Below are 14,978 nucleotides of genomic sequence, written 5' to 3'. Positions count from 1 at the left end.
ACTCCGCGGGCGAAAGACGTGGAAGGGAGCCCACTCATCTTATCACAGCTCGGCGGCGAATGTTGGCGCGAGTTTTTCGTGAAACTGGTGCGCGGTGCTTCGCGCGACACGGAAACGGTCCTGACGGCGGTGACCCGCGCCGCTGCCGTTCGCCCGACCCGCGCGGCACGCTAAAAGTGTTGGTAGTCCAGCGGTCTGCGGTCGCGCCGGTTCGCGAAATGTGGTTAGAGCAATGAGGTTGGCGAACCGGCCCGAAAACTGATCGGGACCCCGTTCGCCCGACTCACCCGACACTTGGTTGTGGGTGGGAAGTGTTGCGAAGTCAGAAGGCCGGTCGCCCGTGCCGGGCGGTTCCGTGACGCCCTCAAGGAGTAGGTCCGTACTCCTTCGCGCGGATGACGAAGTCGTTGTTCTTGGACTTTCCGGTCATCAGGAGTTCGCCGTTCGCTTGGCGGACCAACCGAACTTGGTACAGGTCCGCCCACTTTCCGCCCGGGTTACCGAGGGCGCCCATTTGTTGCCACTCGAAGAACCCGCGGTACTCCTTTTGGCCCTCGTCGTAGGAAGTGAAGGCCACCCACCCGTTGATACCGCGAATCTCAAGGATGTTGGGCGTCGCCTCGCGCACGCGGAGCCGGAACCGCGCGTTCGCAACCCCTTTTTCGTCGACCTCGACGTACTCCTTGGCCGCAACGCGGCCGGAGCCCGCGGGGAGCGGCTTGTCATCAGCCCCGGCCGAAGCGAACGTGATCGCCAGAACGAATCCGGATACCAGTGCCACCCGCGTCATGATACACCCCGTAGTCGTGAGTGCGGCCCCGCACCTCGGCCGGCTGTGAGCCGGTGAGGTGCGGGGCCGTTTATGCCCAGGGCGGGTGAGGGTCAAGACGAAGGCGGGACGAGCCCCCTTCGGGGGGTCAGGCCCGCGTCGTGACGTACCCGCGGAGCGAGCCGCCGAGCTGCTTCACCCACGTCTTCAGCCCGGCGAACTCGTTGCGCTCAACGTCGCCCTCGCGGCTCACGAGGTACACGGCGTCGGCGGCCGAGCAGGTGGCGTCACGCTCCGGCACCACGCCCCACACGCCGGCGTCGATCAGCACCCAGTCGAACCACTGGCGCAGTTGCGCGATCAGCTTCGGTAGGTCGCGCCCCACGGCGCCGGCGGTGTGATCGTTCGGCGCGCCGGCGGTGAGCACCTGAAGGCTCTGGACGGGCGTCGGCTGGAGCGCCCACGGAAGGGGCAGGTGCTGGCCGAGCACCTCCGCGAGCCCCGGCCCGGCTTGCAGCGCGAGCTTGGCCGCGACCCCGGGGCGCGTGAAGTTCGTGTCCACCACGACCGCCCGCTGCCCGCCGCGGGCCAGGGTCACGGCGAGGTTCAGCAGCACCGTGGTGGTGCCGGCGTCCGGTGCCGCTGCCGTGAAGGTGAGCGCGCGGGAGGTGGCCTCCGGGAGCTGTTTCCGCACCTCGTCGCGGAGCTGGCGGTACTCGCTGCTCACGGCGTGGTCGGGGAAGTGCAGGGCCACCAGCCCGGCGTCGGGGCCGGTCCCCGGGCGGTGCGCCGGGCGCGGCGCGGCGTCGTGGAACCGCACCGACAGCAGGGCCGCGGGAGCGGCGTCCGCGGCAACGGCCGGCGCCGCGGGGGCCGGGGCGGGGGCGGCGATGCGCGGGAACGCCCGCGGCTCGGGCTTCTTCGCTTCCACGACGGGCTTGTGCGGCGCGGAGAAGATGGGGCCGCTCGGCCCGCCGATCTCGACGAACGGCGGGCTCTCGGACCCGACGACGAACGCGTCGTCCGGGCCGGCGGGCTCCTCGATCGAGATCGCGCGGGCCAGGTTCGTTCCCGTCATGGCGCTAAACACCCTGCTCATTCGCAGCCCCTAAATAATCGCCGTTGTCGTGCTGGGATCGAATCTGGTGAACTCACGCCGGCCGCTTGCGGCCCGGCTTGTCTTTGGGCTCGCGCGCCGAGCCGCGCTCGCCGGCCGCCTGGGTTCTGGGCTTGCGGGCCGGCGGCTGCTCGCGGGCGGGGTGCGGCAGCAGCACCGCCTCGCCGGTCCCGTCCGCGTCGGGCGGGGTGCGGCCGAGGCGCTCGAGCGCCTCAAGAGCCGCTTCCACGTCCACGGCCGGCGCCCCGGCTTCGGCGCTCAGCTCGAACGCGAGCGCCGCGGCCCGGTTCAGCACCCGCGGCACCCCGCCGCACGCGGAGCTCAGCAGCGCGACGGTGCCCTCGTCGAACACCTTGAGGGGGTCGCCGCCGGCCGCCCGCACCTGGTGCGCCAGGTACGCCGCGGACTCCTCGGCGCCGAACGCCTCGATCCGGCACCGTGTGCCGATGCGGTCGGCGACCGGCGCGTAGGCCGGGAGGCGGAGCGCGTCCCGGAGCCGCGCGTGCGCGACCAGCACCGCGAAGGCCACCGCTCCGGCGCGCGACTCCAGGTTGCCCAGCAGGCGCAGCTCCTCGAGGGCCGCGTGGCTCAGGTGCTGGGCCTCGTCGATCACGAGCACCGTCGGGAACCCGCCGCCGGCGGCGTCGAGCAGGTGGCCGGTCACCGCGAGCCGCAGCTCCTGTTCGGTGAGCCCCTGGTACGGCTTCCCGAGGTCGAACAGGACCGCCTGGAGCAGGTCGGCCGGCTTCTCGGCGCGGGCGTTCGGGATCAGCACCCGGGGCACGTCGGGCAGCAGGTCGTCGAGCCACTTGCGGGTGACGAGCGACTTGCCGACGCCGGACGGGCCGTCGATGAGGACGAGCGGGTCGCGCCGGGCGAACGCGCCCACCAGCCCCGCCAGGGCCGCCTCGTGGCCCGGCGCCGCGAAGTAGGCGGCGGGGTCCACCGCGGGGCGGAACGGCGCGCGGTCCATGCCGAAGTGCGACCAATCCACGACGGCTTCTCCGTTGCAACGCACCGAACAGGGGAGCGAACCCGTGCCCCCGTGGCAGCGTAATCGGCGATTGTGAAGCCCCAACTTCACCCCTTCATTTCGGACCCCTGTCAAGCCGGCGACTACAGTTTTTCTCCTTAATTTTTCCGGCATAAACGGCATACGATTTCGTACTTGCACACCCGGTACGGACCGGTATATCTTCCCACCACTCACTGATTACTCGCAGCAAGAAGCTGCAAGGAGGCAGCGGCATGAGCAGGACGCTCACCCTGATCCAGACCGGCTGGGAGTCGATTCGCGCGACCGCGGCCAGCGGGCGCAAGACGGACGCTCTCGCTCAACTGGACCGGCTTCTTGCGCGCCCGGATGTGCCGGCCGACATCCTCCGCGACGGCAGCAAGTTGGCGGCGGAACTGGCGCTCGACGGCGGACGGTTTGTGGTGGCCCGGCGGCACCTGAAGACGGTGATCGCGCTTGACGCGAGCGACGCCCGCGCCTGCTACCTCACCGGTCGTGCATGGGAGGAAGACCCGGACGGGTGCGACCGCCGGGCGATGCTAGCGTACCGCAAGGCGACGCTGCTCGACGGCACCAACGCGACGTTCCGCGCCGCCTTCGGGCGGGCCGCGGTGCGGTGCGGCAAGGTGAAATGCGGCGCCCGGGAGATGATGGCTGCCGCGGACCAAACGCCCGGGAACATCGAGGTGATCCGCGTTGTGGTGCGCGGGTTGCTTGAAGCCAACCGTCCGTCGGCGGCACGCAAGGTTCTGGAGCGGGCCAGCTTCTTGAACCCCGGGAGCGCGGAACTTACCTCGCTGTTCGGGCGGGTGCGGTTCGAAACGGCGCGACAGGCACAACGGCAGGCGGAAAAAGCCTCCGAGTACACACGGCACGCGCAGGACGCGCAATTCGCCAGGGACGGCGACCGTGTGCTTTTACCGTTCGTGCGGATCGCTGGCGGGATCGGGCCGAAGCGGGATGATGTCGCGGTGCGAACGGATGTGGTGTCGTTCCCGCGACCGCACTTCGCCCGGCTCCGCAGCGGGAAGGCCGACGGCTGACGCCGGCTGTAGCGTTCGGGTGAGCAGTGGGCTTCTTCCGTCCGAGCGGGCGCGGTGACGTTCGACGGCGTCCGCAACTCTCCGAACGTGTAGCAGGTAACAATCGGACACTAGTGCACACGTGGTGCGGGGCAACAATGGCCTCGCACCACGTGCGTTTTACTTCTTGGTTTTTAGCTCGAAACGGCACTCATTCGGACTGCATTCAAATTCGTTCGGAATTTGGACGTTCTGTCGAAATAGGCCTTGGTAAATGCGAGGGTCGCATGTGCCGAGACGCAGTCACGGTCAGAGCCCCGTTCTGCCACCAGTTTTGATTGCGGTCCGGACACTCCGTGCGGAGATGGCTCCGGGGTCCGAATGTGCGTGGCGGTCAACGCCGGGATCGGAATACTCGCGGAGCGACCGGACCGCGCTCAAAACCGGAGACGCGCGGCGCGAACTTGAAACGACTGAATTTGATCTGCGCGGGTTTGCGTCACTCCCAGACCAGCTTCGCGGCGTCGAAGCACGGGCCGTCAACGCACACGCGCTTGTAGTCGTCGCCGTCGGGCGTTTTCACCTTCGCCACGCAACTGAAGCAGACCCCGATCCCGCACGCCATCGGGGTTTCCAGCGACACCTGACACGGCACGTTCCACCGCGCCGCCAGTTTGGCGAGGGCGTGAAGCATCGGCTCGGGGCCGCACCCGACCAGCGGGCCGGTCGGGCCGTGTGATTCGAGCAACTGGGTGACGAAGCCCTTCGTCCCGACGCTGCCGTCGTCCGAGGCGAGGTGCACCTCGACGCCCGCGGCCCGGAAATCTTCGACCCCGGCCGCCAGCTCGGCGCTCCGAACGCCGTAGTAAAGGGCGACCCGTTTGGCCCGCGCCCGCGGCGCATCGCCCCCGAACCCCCGGGCGCCGAGCAGCTCGCGCGCGAACGCGAGGAACGGCGTCTGCCCGATCCCGCCCGCCACCAGGGTCACGCGGTCGGCCGTCCCCGTGTCGAGGAACGGCTTGCCGAGCGGCCCCCAGACCTGAAGGGGCTCGCCCGCGTTCACCTCCACGAGCCGCCCCGTCATCTTGCCGACGACGAGGTAAACGACATCGATCGCGACCGGTTGGCCGTTTTCGAGAACGGTGTCGTAGAGCGCGAACGGGCGCCCCAGGAGCGGGTCGCTGGTGCCGGGCAGCCGGAGCATCACGAACTGCCCGGGGCGAATCGCCGCCGCGATCTCCGGGGCGCGGAGCCGCACGCGGTACGTGCGCGCGGCGAGTTTGGTGTGTTCGAGAACCGGCGCTGTCAGGTGAAACATCAGAGAACCAGGGATGGCCGCAAAGGAGCACAAAACGCACAGGAGGGGCCGCAGACAACAACGGCGATGGCCCGCCGTGCCGCCGGCGCGGCTCACGCGCCGTCGGTTTTCCGGGGCCTCTTGGGCGCGTCTGGTGCTGTTTTGCGGCCACCGTCCGCCGCTTTCAACCGCGCCGCGGTGATCTTTTCCCGCGCCCGCGTGACGAACGCCTTGAGCGCCTTCAGCTCTTCATCGCTGATCCGCCGCGCTTTGCCCTTGGGGAGCTTGTCCAACTTTACCGGCCCGATCGCCACCCGCTTCAGGCGCATGACCTTGTGGCCGAGCTTCGCCAGCATGCGCCGGATCTCGCGGTTCTTCCCTTCCGTGAGCACCACGCGGACCCAGGTGCCGTTGCCCTGCGCCTTGATCCGCTTGGCGCTCTTCGCCCGCACCTTGCCGTCGCTCAGCCACACCCCGTCCATGAGCTTCTGGAGGTCGTCGTCGGTCGGTCGGCCGGCGACCAGAACGAAGTACATTTTGGGGACGCCGTACCGCGGGTGGGTCAGCCCCTGCGCGAGGTCGCCGTCGTTGGTCATCAGGAGCAGGCCGTCGCTCCCCTCGTCGAGGCGGCCGACGGTGTACACCCGCTGCTCCACGTGCGGGAGCAGGTCCACGGCCCGCGGCCGGCCCGCGGGGTCGTGGTTCGTGCAGAGGTGACCGACCGGCTTGTTGACCGCCCAGTACACCAGTTTTTCGGCCCGCACGGGCTGGTCGTCGACCGCGATCTGGTGGGCCGACGGGTCGATCTTCAGGCCCAGTTCGGTCACCTTCACGCCGTTCACTTTGACCCGCCCGGCGGCGATGAGCTTGTCGCAGTGCCGGCGCGACCCGACCCCCGCGTGCGCCAGATATTTGTTGAGACGTTCCATAACTCAGCATTGTACCACACGCGCCCGGGAGAAAGTAGCGGTGGCCCGCCGGCACCGGGCCGGTTACAGTGGCGCCAGTTCGTTACCGCCTCATTTTGATACTTTTGGAGCGCCGAACCGTGAGCGTGCTGAAACTCAAGTGCCCGGAGTGTCGCGCCGGTTTGAAGTCGGGTTCGGGGTTCAAGGTCGGGCAGACCGTGTGCTGCCCCAAGTGCGAAACGTACTTCGTGGTCGAGGACCCGGACGAGGGCGACGAGCCGGCCAAGCCCCGGGCCGCGGTGAAGGCCGTGAGGGCGGCCGTCGCTGACGAAGACGACGAGGAAGAGCGAACCCTGAAGAAAAAGAAGAAGCGCCGCGCGGCGGACGACGAAGGGTCTTACAAGAACTCCCCGCTGCGATTCGTCATTCTCGGCGTTCTTGTCGTTATTATGCTGGTGCTGGCGTTCTTCCTCTACAAGAAGAAGCAGAGCGAGGCGGCCGAAGGGGGGATGGCTCCCGAAGACATTCCGCCGGTCGATGTGCAGCCGGTTCCGGGCGGGAAAATGGCCTCAAAGTTGACTCCGCCGGCCGTCAACGTCGCGCCGCCCGGCGCACCAAAGCGGCCGACCGATCTGAGGCCGTCAGGCGCGCCGAGCGTTGCGCTCAACGGCGGCGTGGTGGCACCGGCCGAGGCGAAGCGTCTGGTCGCGAAACACACCGCTGCGCTGGTCGGAACCTGGGCCGCCGATCTGGGCAGCGGTACGCGCGAGCAACTGACGTACACCGCCGACGGGTCTTACACCGTGAGCCGCACCGGTTCCGGGGCTGCGACCGCCGGCGGGCAGTATGAAGTGAAGGGGTTGGTCGGAACGAAAGGGCTGAAACTGCTCCTGACCGGCACGTCCGGTGAGCGGAACGTTATCGTCATCTTCGAGGACGACGAACTCCATCACCCGAGCCTGGAACAGGGCGTGACCGCGGTGTTCCGGAAGGTTCAGTGACCGAAAGTCACGGACGGGAGTGCGGGCGCCGCTCGCGGCGCGAGCGGGTCCCCCTCAGCCCCCGAACAACCAACAACGAACACAAATCCACGCCGGCCCGGCCAGCGTCACTTTGCCAGCGGTGAGCGGTCACCGGGCAGCACCGTCGTGATTCGGATCGCCGGCCGTTTGCCGTTCGCCGGCTTCAGTCCGGGCGTTGCCGGGGCTGCTGGGAAGCCGAGATCGGTGCCCGCGTCGAGGCTCCCGTTGACGACGGCCGGTTCCGAGGCGTGGGGCGTTGGCAACTCCGTGATGCCCGAGAGTGCCGGCGCCGCCGGCTTCGGTGTTGCTTCTCCGATCACCTCGACCGCGCCAACGAACTCGTCTGTTTCGTGTCCGTGGGAAGCTGGCACCGGGGCGGCGCCGGTAACAGGTTCGTTGGCGCCGGGTGTGGGTCCGCCTTCCATTGTGGGCGCGGGGGGCGGTTCCGGCGCCGGCTCGGGAGGCCGATCGAGCGCGAACACGTCGGCCGCGGCTACCGGCGGACCGACAGGCAGTTCCGCGGCAACGACCGTCACGGGGGCGGCCCTCGCACTCAGTTCCGGTTCGACCGGTCCCGACGGTTGTTCGATCCGCGGCTCGGGTTCTGCGGGCGAAAAATGGCCGATCGCCGGTACCGCCGCGGCGGCGGCTTGCAGCGCGGGAGGCGCGCCGGGTAACACCTCCGCCTCAATGACCTCGGCGTCGATCACTTCCGCGTCGATGATTTCGGCGTCGATCACTTCCGCCTCAATGACCTCGACCGGCACCGTCTCGGCGGTGCTGGTTCCGATCACTTCGGCGCTGATCGGCTCGCGCTCGGCCTTCCACTTCGCCGCGATCTCCTCCTGCATCCGCAAGATCCCGCCGACGCTCTTGAAGTGCAGCCGGAAGCACTTGGACCGGGCGCTCTGGAGCTGCTGCTTCAGCTTGACGATCCAGGTCCCCTTGACGTAGCTCAGCGGCGGCTCCGGCACCATCTTGCCTTCGAGAATGAAGTCGGCGAGGTTCTCGCCCTCCTCGAAGTTCTTCATCGCCGGCAGGTTGAGTTCCTTGGCGTCGCGTATGATGTTCCGCAAAGACTTCCACGAGGCCCGCAGCACCCGCAGCACCTCGCCGACGAACTCGCTGGACACCTGGTCGCCGTGCTGCTGCTGGAGGTGCGAGAGGACCGCGAGGTGCCGCTCGGCTTCGTCGTACGCGTGCCGCGACTCCATGTACAGCCGCTGCACCTCCAACTGGAACCGGTACCGCTCGACCAGCTCGTCCTTCAGCTCGGGGGCGACCTGTGCCGCCATCTGCACGTGCAGCAGGTACACCCGCCGGTCGAACGACTTGAACCACTCCCAGTTCTCGTCGCGCTTCCGCTCGGCGTCCTCGATCCGGCGCTTGAGCTTGGGCGACGGGCGGCCGGTCGCGCTGCTGTGGAGCGATTCCAGTTCCTTGTGGATCTCGTTGCGCGTCTCGACGTTCTGCTCGCAGCCGTCGTACAGCTTCTCCAGCACCTTCTCCATGCGCTCTTCGGCCCAGGGCTTGTCCCGGACGAGGCCGTTCAGCTCGTTGAGGTCGCCGGGCTCGAGCGGCCGGTCGTCGTAGCACTCCTTGTACTTCGGGTCGTACGTCGTTTCGGAGTGCTCGTTGTCGATGAACGTCTGCACCTCGGCCGCGCTCACCAGCTCGGTGTTCTTCGGCACCTTGAACACCATGCGGTAGAACTTGTACGTCATCCGCTCCCGGAGGTCGTCCGCGTCGGCGAACAGGATCCACGGCGACCGGTGGTCGGCGACCGCCGGGACGTAGGTCCGCTTGGCGTTGGCCTCCAGCTCGTGGGCCGGGGGGTGCGTGCGGCGCATCTCGGGAACGTCGTCGGTGTCGTCCCCGTCCGCGGGGTCGAACAGTTGCACCGTTTTGCCGGCCATCGGGTGGTCCAGCGCCGGCGGGAGCCCCAGATCGGGGTTCTTGCGCTTCAGCCGGACCACCGCCGCGGCCCGGTCCTGGTGGAGGAACATGTCCCGGCTGTGCAGCTTGTGGTCGCGGGCCACGGCCAGATCCTGGACCGCCTGCATCAGGCACAGGTTGCCGAACTTCAGCCGGAACAGGCTGAGCGCGACCGCGTCGCTGCCGGCCGCCTTCACCGCCACCAGGTCGGCGTGGAACTCGGCCTCCCGCATCACCGCCATCCGCTGGAGGGTGATGACCTTGAAGATCTGCCACAGGACGGTCCGGCCCACCCACAGGACCCCGCCGACGCCGAGCCCGAGGACCGACAGGACGTTGTTCTGCCGGCGGCACCAGTTCACCGCCCGGTCGAACCAGTCCTCGCCGGAGATCAGGTCGCCGATGATGCGGCTCGCCACGTAGGCGTAACTGGACGACGTGGCGGACTGGCTGAAGTGGCCGAACTCGTGCGCGAGCACCGACTTGAACTCGGTCAGGTTCATGCAGTTCACCAGCCCTAGGCCGATGAGCAGGTCCTTCTTGGGCTCGACGAACAGGTTGATGAGGGTGGCCCGCGGCATGACGGCCGCGTTCACGTCCGGGGACACGAACACGCGGTTGGGCTTGGGCGCGTCGAGCTCGTCGCACAGTTGGTCGATGAACGCGAACAGCACCGGCTGCTCGTCCGCGGTGATCTCGATGTGCAGCTCTTTGTCAACCGGGTGCCGCTTGAAGAAGCCCTTCACGAGGTACAGGAAGAACACGCCGGAGACGACGATGCCGACGACTTTGACGGGGAGCCAGTGGCCCAGGCTCCACACGCACCAGAACCCGACAAGGGCGAAGAACAGCACCGCCCCGATGTAGAACATGAGGAACAGGAACAGCCCGGAGAGCAGCAGGTTCTGCTGCCGGACGTAGGCCGCGGGGTAGTCGGTGAGGTCCTCGGGCACGCCCTCGGGGCTGGGCGGGTACGGCACCTTGGGGCCGCGCTTCTTGCGCCGGGCCGGACCTTCTCCGTCGGGGTCGTCGCGCCGCTTCCGGGCGCGTCCGGAACCGGAGCCGTCGGCCGAGCGGCCCGCGGTTCTGGCTTTCGCCTCCGGTCGGTGGTCGTCCTCCGGGATTTCCTCGGGCGGGAGGTCTTCGGGCTCTTGAGCCTGAGAATGGGCCATGTCCGACCTGTGCGGCTTCCGCCGTCTGTAAATGTACGGTGCGGGAGTATTTATAGACGATGGCGGGGTGCGGGGCGTCTGTCAACCCCCGGAGGGGACCCCGTGCGGAATGAGGGGGCCGAATGTCAAACAATGAACCTGCTGCGGGCCGCACGATCGACTGGGCCGCGGCCCGCACCCGGATGCTGCTGGACCCGACCGTAACGATGCTCAACACCGGCTCGTTCGGGCCGCTCCCGGTGCCGGTGTTCGACCGGGCCACGGAGCTGCGCCGGATGCTGGCCGCCGGGCCGACGAACTTTTTCGTGCGCCAGGCGCCGCCGCTCCTCTGGGCGGCCCGCGAGCGAACGGCCGCGTTCCTCGGCACGGCGCCGCAGCGGCTGGTGTTCACGTCGAACGTGTCCGCGGCGATCAACCTGGTCGCGTCGGGGCTGCGGCTCAACGCCCCCGGCGAGATCCTGATGAGCGACCACGAGTACGGGGCGATGATCTGGTGCTGGGAGCGTGCCGCCCAGCGCCAGGGGCTGACGATCCGCACGTTCCCGCTGCCGACGATGGCGAGCGACCCGGCGGAAATTGTGGACGCCGCCACGAAGGCGATGACCCGCCGGACGCGGCTGCTGTTCTTCAGCCACGTGCTTTCGCCCACGGGGCTGGTGCTGCCCGCGAAGGCGCTGTGCGCCGAGGCCCGCCGGCGCGGCGTCGTGACCGTGGTGGACGGCGCGCACGCGCCGGTGTACGTCCCGCTGGACGTGTCGGACGTGGGCGCGGACTTCTACGCCGCGAACCTGCACAAGTGGCTGCTGGCGCCGTCCGGGGCCGGGTTCCTGGTGGTGGGGCCGGGTAACGAGGACCGCCTCCAGCCGCTCCACGTGAGCTGGGGCTATTACCCCGACAAGTACCCGATCGGCGAGACCGTGCGGTCGGTCGGCCCCGACGCGCAAGACGCATACGGCAGCACGCCGCGGACGCGCTTCCTGGAGTTCGAGGGGACGCGGGACCTCTGCCCGTGGCTGGCGGTCCCGGCGGCGATCGACTTCCAGTCCGAGTACGGCTTCGACGCGGTGCGCGGCCGCATCGCGGAACTGGCCGCGTACACGCGCGCGGTGATCGGCGGGCTGGGGCTGCCGCTGGCGACCCCCTCGGTACCGGGGCTGTGCGGCGCGATGACGGCGTTCGAGCTGCCGGCCGGCCGGACCGCCCCCGAGTTGCGGAAGGAGCTGTGGGCGCGCCGGGTGGAGATCCCGGTAATCGAGCGCCCGGGCCGGTTGCTGATCCGGGTGAGCCACCACTTCTACACGACCGAAGCCGAGATCGACCGGCTCGCGGACGTGCTGAAGGAGATCGGCGTTGCGCGTGGGTGACGTTCGCGCCGGGGCGGTCGGCGCTGCCGCCGCGTCGCTCACTTGCTACCGCTCGCCGCGATAACCCCCTCGGTCGGGCTGCTGGCGTTGGCGTAGAGGCGCTTCGGGATGCGGCCCGCGAGGTACGCGAGCCGCCCGGCGTCGGTCGCGTACCGCATCGCCCACGCCATCCGCAACGGGTCCTTCGCGCTCGCGATCGCGGTGTTGAGGAGCACCCCGTCGCAGCCCAGCTCCATCGCCGCCGAAACGTCGCTCGCGGTGCCCACGCCGGCGTCAACGATCACCGGGTAGTCGGGGTCGTTCTCCTTCAGGTACTCCAGGCAGATGCGGATGTTGTTCGGGTTCAGGATGCCCTGCCCGCTGCCGATCGGGCTGCCCGCCGGCATCACGCTGGCCGCGCCGGCGTTCTTGAGCCGTTTCGCGAGTACCGGGTCGTCGCTGGTGTAGACCAACACCGTGAACCCGTCCTTCACGAGCTGTTCCGTCGCCTTCAGGGTGTCCACGGGGTCGGGCAGGAGCGTCCGCTTGTCCGCCAGGCACTCGAGCTTGACCCAGTCTGCCCCCGGGTTCTCCAGGCCCGAGAGCAGCTCGCGCGCGAGCCGGGCGTGCCGGACCGCGTCCTCGGCGCTGAAGCACCCGGCGGTGTTGGGGAGGATCGTGAGCCGCTTCAGGTCGAGGTGGTCCAGGATGTTCTTGCCGTCCTTGTCGATCAGCCGCTCGCGGCGCACGGCCACGGTGGTCACCTCGCACCCGCTGGCGTCCATGCACTGCTGCATCAGCTCGTAAGACGGGTACTTGCCGGTGCCCGTGAACAGCCGGCTCCGGAAGCTGAACTTCCCGACCTTCAGCGGCTTGTCGTCCGGCGGGAGCGGCGGGGCGGTGCCGCCGCCCACGAGCGTCACCACCTCGACCGCGTCGCCGTTGCTGAGCCGGTGGGCCGGGTGGTCGGCCCGGGGCACCACGGCGCGGTTCACCTCCACCGCGAGCGTTTTCGCGTCCTTGCCCAGGTGGCGAATCAGGTCGGCGACGGTGAAGGGGTCGGGGAAGGTGTGCGGCTGCTCGTTGACGGTGATGCTCGGCATGGTGCTGCTCCGTTCTCGGTACCCGTTAGCATATAGGCGGGCGCGGGGCTTACGCCCCCGGCCCGCCTTGGTACAAAGGCAAGGGCCGCCACTCGCACCACCGGTGACCGATCGATGAGCAGCGCCGCCGACGCGACGGCCATCTTCTATCAGCACTTGCAGGCCAGTCGGCTGCTGACCGACGCGCAGCTGCGCGACCTGTGGGGCTGGATCGCGCACGCGCGGCCCGACCTGCCGGCCGCCGCGCGGGAGGTGAGCCGCCGCGGGTGGCTCACCCCGTACCAGATCCGCGAGGTCGCGCGGGGGCGCGGCTCCGCGCTCAAGGTGGCCAGCCGGTACGTACTGCTCGCGGTGCTCGGCGAGGGGGGGATGGGGCGCGTCTACAAGGCCCACGACACCCGCATGGGCCGGGATGTTGCGCTGAAGGTCATCCGCCGGGAGCGGCTCACCCACTCCGTCGCCGTCGTGCGGTTCGAGCAGGAGGTGCTCGCCCTGTCGGCGATGGACCACCCGAACGTGGTCAAGGTGTACGACGCGGAGGAGGTCGACGGGTACCACTTCTACGTCATGGAGCTGATCGACGGCACCGACCTCACGAAGATCGTCCGCGAGGCCGGCCCGCTGCCGATCGCTCGGGCGTGCGACGTGATCCGGCAGGCGGCGCTGGGGCTTCAGCACGCGCACGAGCGCGGGCTGGTCCACCGCGACATCAAGCCGTCCAACATCATCGCCCCGCGGCACGGCGGGGCCGTGAAGCTCGTGGACCTGGGGCTCGCCCGGCTGATGGAGCCGCCCGGCGGCCCGGACGCGCACCGGATCACGCAGGAGGGGTTCGTGATCGGGACGCCCGACTTCGTGGCCCCGGAGCAGGCGCGGAACCCGACGGCCGTGGACATCCGGGCCGACATCTACGCGCTCGGCGGCACGCTCTATTTCGCCCTCACGGGGCTGGTCCCGTACGACGGCGCGACCCCGACCGAGAAGCTCCTCAAGCACTGCATCGACCCGCCGCCGGACCTCCTGTCGCGGCGGGCGGACGCCCCCGCGGCGCTCGAACAGATCATCCACTGGTGCATGGCGAAGGAGCCGGACCACCGCCCCCAGACGCCGCTCCAACTGGCGGCGGCGCTTCAGCCGTTCTGCCCGGCCCTCGCACCCGGCATCGAGGCGCTGATGGCGCCCGCGTTCGGTCACCAGGACCCGGCCGCGCGGCCCGGGGGCCACCCGGCTACGACCGCGGGGCCGGACCCGGCGCCGGACCCGTTCTCGACTGCAGATCCGGGGCCGGACGGTCAGGCGTTCACGCTCTCCGCGCACGAGGACGGCCCCGCGCTGCGGCGGCGCCCCCGGGCCACGTTTCCCGTCGGCGCCGTGCTCGTGGTGCTCGGCGGGCTGTTCGTACTCGCGGCACTCGGGGCGGCGGCGCTTCTGGCTTTCATGAACGCCGGCCCGGCGGTGCCGGAGCCGTTCACTAACACCGCCGGCATGAAGATGGTCCGGCTGGACGGCGGGGCATTCAAGATGGGCTCGTCGGAGGAGGAGCCGGGGCGCGCCGACGACGGGCGCGAGGGGCCGGTGCGCGAGGTGACGGTCCGCGGGCCGTTCTTCATGAGTGCCACCGAGGTGACGCACGGCCAGTACGTCCGAATGATGGGCGGGGCGCCGTCGCGGGGGGCGTCGCTCGCGGCCCGGGGCACGTCGCTGCCGGTGGACTCCGTCACCTGGGACGAGGCCAACGAGTTCTGCCGCAAGCTGCTGGAGAAGGATCGCGGGCAGCCGTGGGCGCGCAACGGGTGGGCCTACCGACTGCCGACGGAGGCCGAGTGGGAGTACGCGTGCCGCGCCAACACGACCACACCGTTCTCGTGCGGCGACACGGTCGCGTTCCCGAAGCAAGCGGTGTTCCTCGCCACCGGCGAAGACGCTCTTGAGGGCGTGGGCGAGGTGCCCGGCAAGCCGCTGCGATTCGGAACGGAGGTCGGTAAGACCAAGCCGAACGACTTCGGGCTGTACGACATGCACGGGAACGTTGCGGAGTGGTGCGGCGACTGGTTCCGCATCGACGCCTACAAGGACGGCGCCAGGGCCGACCCGACCGGACCGGCCGACGGCGACATGCGCGTGATCCGCGGCGGCTCGTTCCGCGACCGCGCGTCCGGCGTCCGCTCCGCGGCGCGCGACGGCAAGCGCCCCACCGACCGGTTCGATTACGTCGGCTTCCGGGTCGTGTACGCGCCCCTGCAAAAATGAAGGCGGGCGGCCTTCCGGGGTGCGA

Annotated in this window: 11 protein-coding genes; 4 read left to right on the top strand and 7 right to left on the bottom strand. The window is 69.4% G+C overall.

The window, feature by feature from the left end; translation table 11 throughout:
* Nucleotides 1–364: 364 nt before the first annotated feature.
* The 3 genes from R5W23_RS15390 to R5W23_RS15380 form a co-directional block, all read right to left on the bottom strand.
* Nucleotides 365–790, bottom strand: coding sequence for a hypothetical protein (locus R5W23_RS15390; protein ID WP_320687048.1), 426 nt, complete (start codon nt 788–790; stop codon nt 365–367).
* Nucleotides 791–917: 127 nt separating this feature from the next.
* On the bottom strand, nt 918–1,868 hold the full coding sequence (locus R5W23_RS15385; protein ID WP_320687047.1) for a tyrosine-protein kinase family protein: 951 nt from the start codon (nt 1,866–1,868) through the stop codon (nt 918–920).
* Between the two features lie 52 nt (nt 1,869–1,920).
* The gene (locus tag R5W23_RS15380) at nt 1,921–2,880 is read right to left on the bottom strand and encodes an ExeA family protein (protein ID WP_320687046.1); all 960 of its coding nucleotides are present in this window, start codon (nt 2,878–2,880) and stop codon (nt 1,921–1,923) included.
* A 254-nt stretch (nt 2,881–3,134) separates the two neighbouring features.
* On the opposite strand from R5W23_RS15380, the gene R5W23_RS15375 reads away from it, so the two are divergent.
* Entirely contained in the window at nt 3,135–3,944 is an 810-nt protein-coding gene (locus R5W23_RS15375) for a tetratricopeptide repeat protein (RefSeq protein WP_320687045.1), read from the top strand.
* Between the two features lie 478 nt (nt 3,945–4,422).
* On the opposite strand, the gene R5W23_RS15370 is transcribed toward R5W23_RS15375, so the two are convergent.
* Entirely contained in the window at nt 4,423–5,241 is an 819-nt protein-coding gene (locus tag R5W23_RS15370) for a dihydroorotate dehydrogenase electron transfer subunit (RefSeq protein WP_261184704.1), read from the bottom strand.
* A gap of 92 nt (nt 5,242–5,333) precedes the next feature.
* Nucleotides 5,334–6,149, bottom strand: a complete 816-nt coding sequence (locus tag R5W23_RS15365) for a pseudouridine synthase (RefSeq protein WP_261184703.1) — start codon at nt 6,147–6,149, stop codon at nt 5,334–5,336.
* Between the two features lie 119 nt (nt 6,150–6,268).
* On the opposite strand from R5W23_RS15365, the gene R5W23_RS15360 reads away from it, so the two are divergent.
* A complete protein-coding gene (locus R5W23_RS15360) occupies nt 6,269–7,129 on the top strand; it encodes a hypothetical protein (protein ID WP_320687044.1) in 861 nt (286 codons plus the stop codon).
* 107 nt (nt 7,130–7,236) lie between these two features.
* Here R5W23_RS15360 and R5W23_RS15355 read toward each other — a convergent pair whose 3' ends face one another.
* Nucleotides 7,237–10,257 carry a M48 family metallopeptidase gene (locus tag R5W23_RS15355; protein ID WP_320687043.1) on the bottom strand — a complete coding sequence of 1,007 codons (3,021 nt, stop codon included), beginning with the start codon at nt 10,255–10,257 and terminating at the stop codon, nt 7,237–7,239.
* Nucleotides 10,258–10,379: 122 nt separating this feature from the next.
* Between R5W23_RS15355 and R5W23_RS15350 the strand changes: the two genes are divergently transcribed.
* Nucleotides 10,380–11,621 (top strand): aminotransferase class V-fold PLP-dependent enzyme, encoded by a 1,242-nt coding sequence (locus tag R5W23_RS15350; RefSeq protein ID WP_320687042.1) that lies wholly within the window; start codon nt 10,380–10,382, stop codon nt 11,619–11,621.
* 38 nt (nt 11,622–11,659) lie between these two features.
* Here R5W23_RS15350 and thiS read toward each other — a convergent pair whose 3' ends face one another.
* Complete coding sequence (gene thiS, locus R5W23_RS15345; protein WP_320687041.1) at nt 11,660–12,703, bottom strand: sulfur carrier protein ThiS; 1,044 nt, start codon at nt 12,701–12,703, stop codon at nt 11,660–11,662.
* Between the two features lie 114 nt (nt 12,704–12,817).
* On the opposite strand from thiS, the gene R5W23_RS15340 reads away from it, so the two are divergent.
* Entirely contained in the window at nt 12,818–14,953 is a 2,136-nt protein-coding gene (locus R5W23_RS15340) for a bifunctional serine/threonine-protein kinase/formylglycine-generating enzyme family protein (protein WP_320687040.1), read from the top strand.
* Nucleotides 14,954–14,978: the final 25 nt, after the last annotated feature.

Origin of the sequence: Gemmata algarum (assembly GCF_034097035.1) — a bacterium.
GTDB classification, from domain to species: domain Bacteria; phylum Planctomycetota; class Planctomycetia; order Gemmatales; family Gemmataceae; genus Gemmata; species Gemmata algarum.
This window is presented reverse-complemented; position numbering and strand designations above follow the sequence as displayed.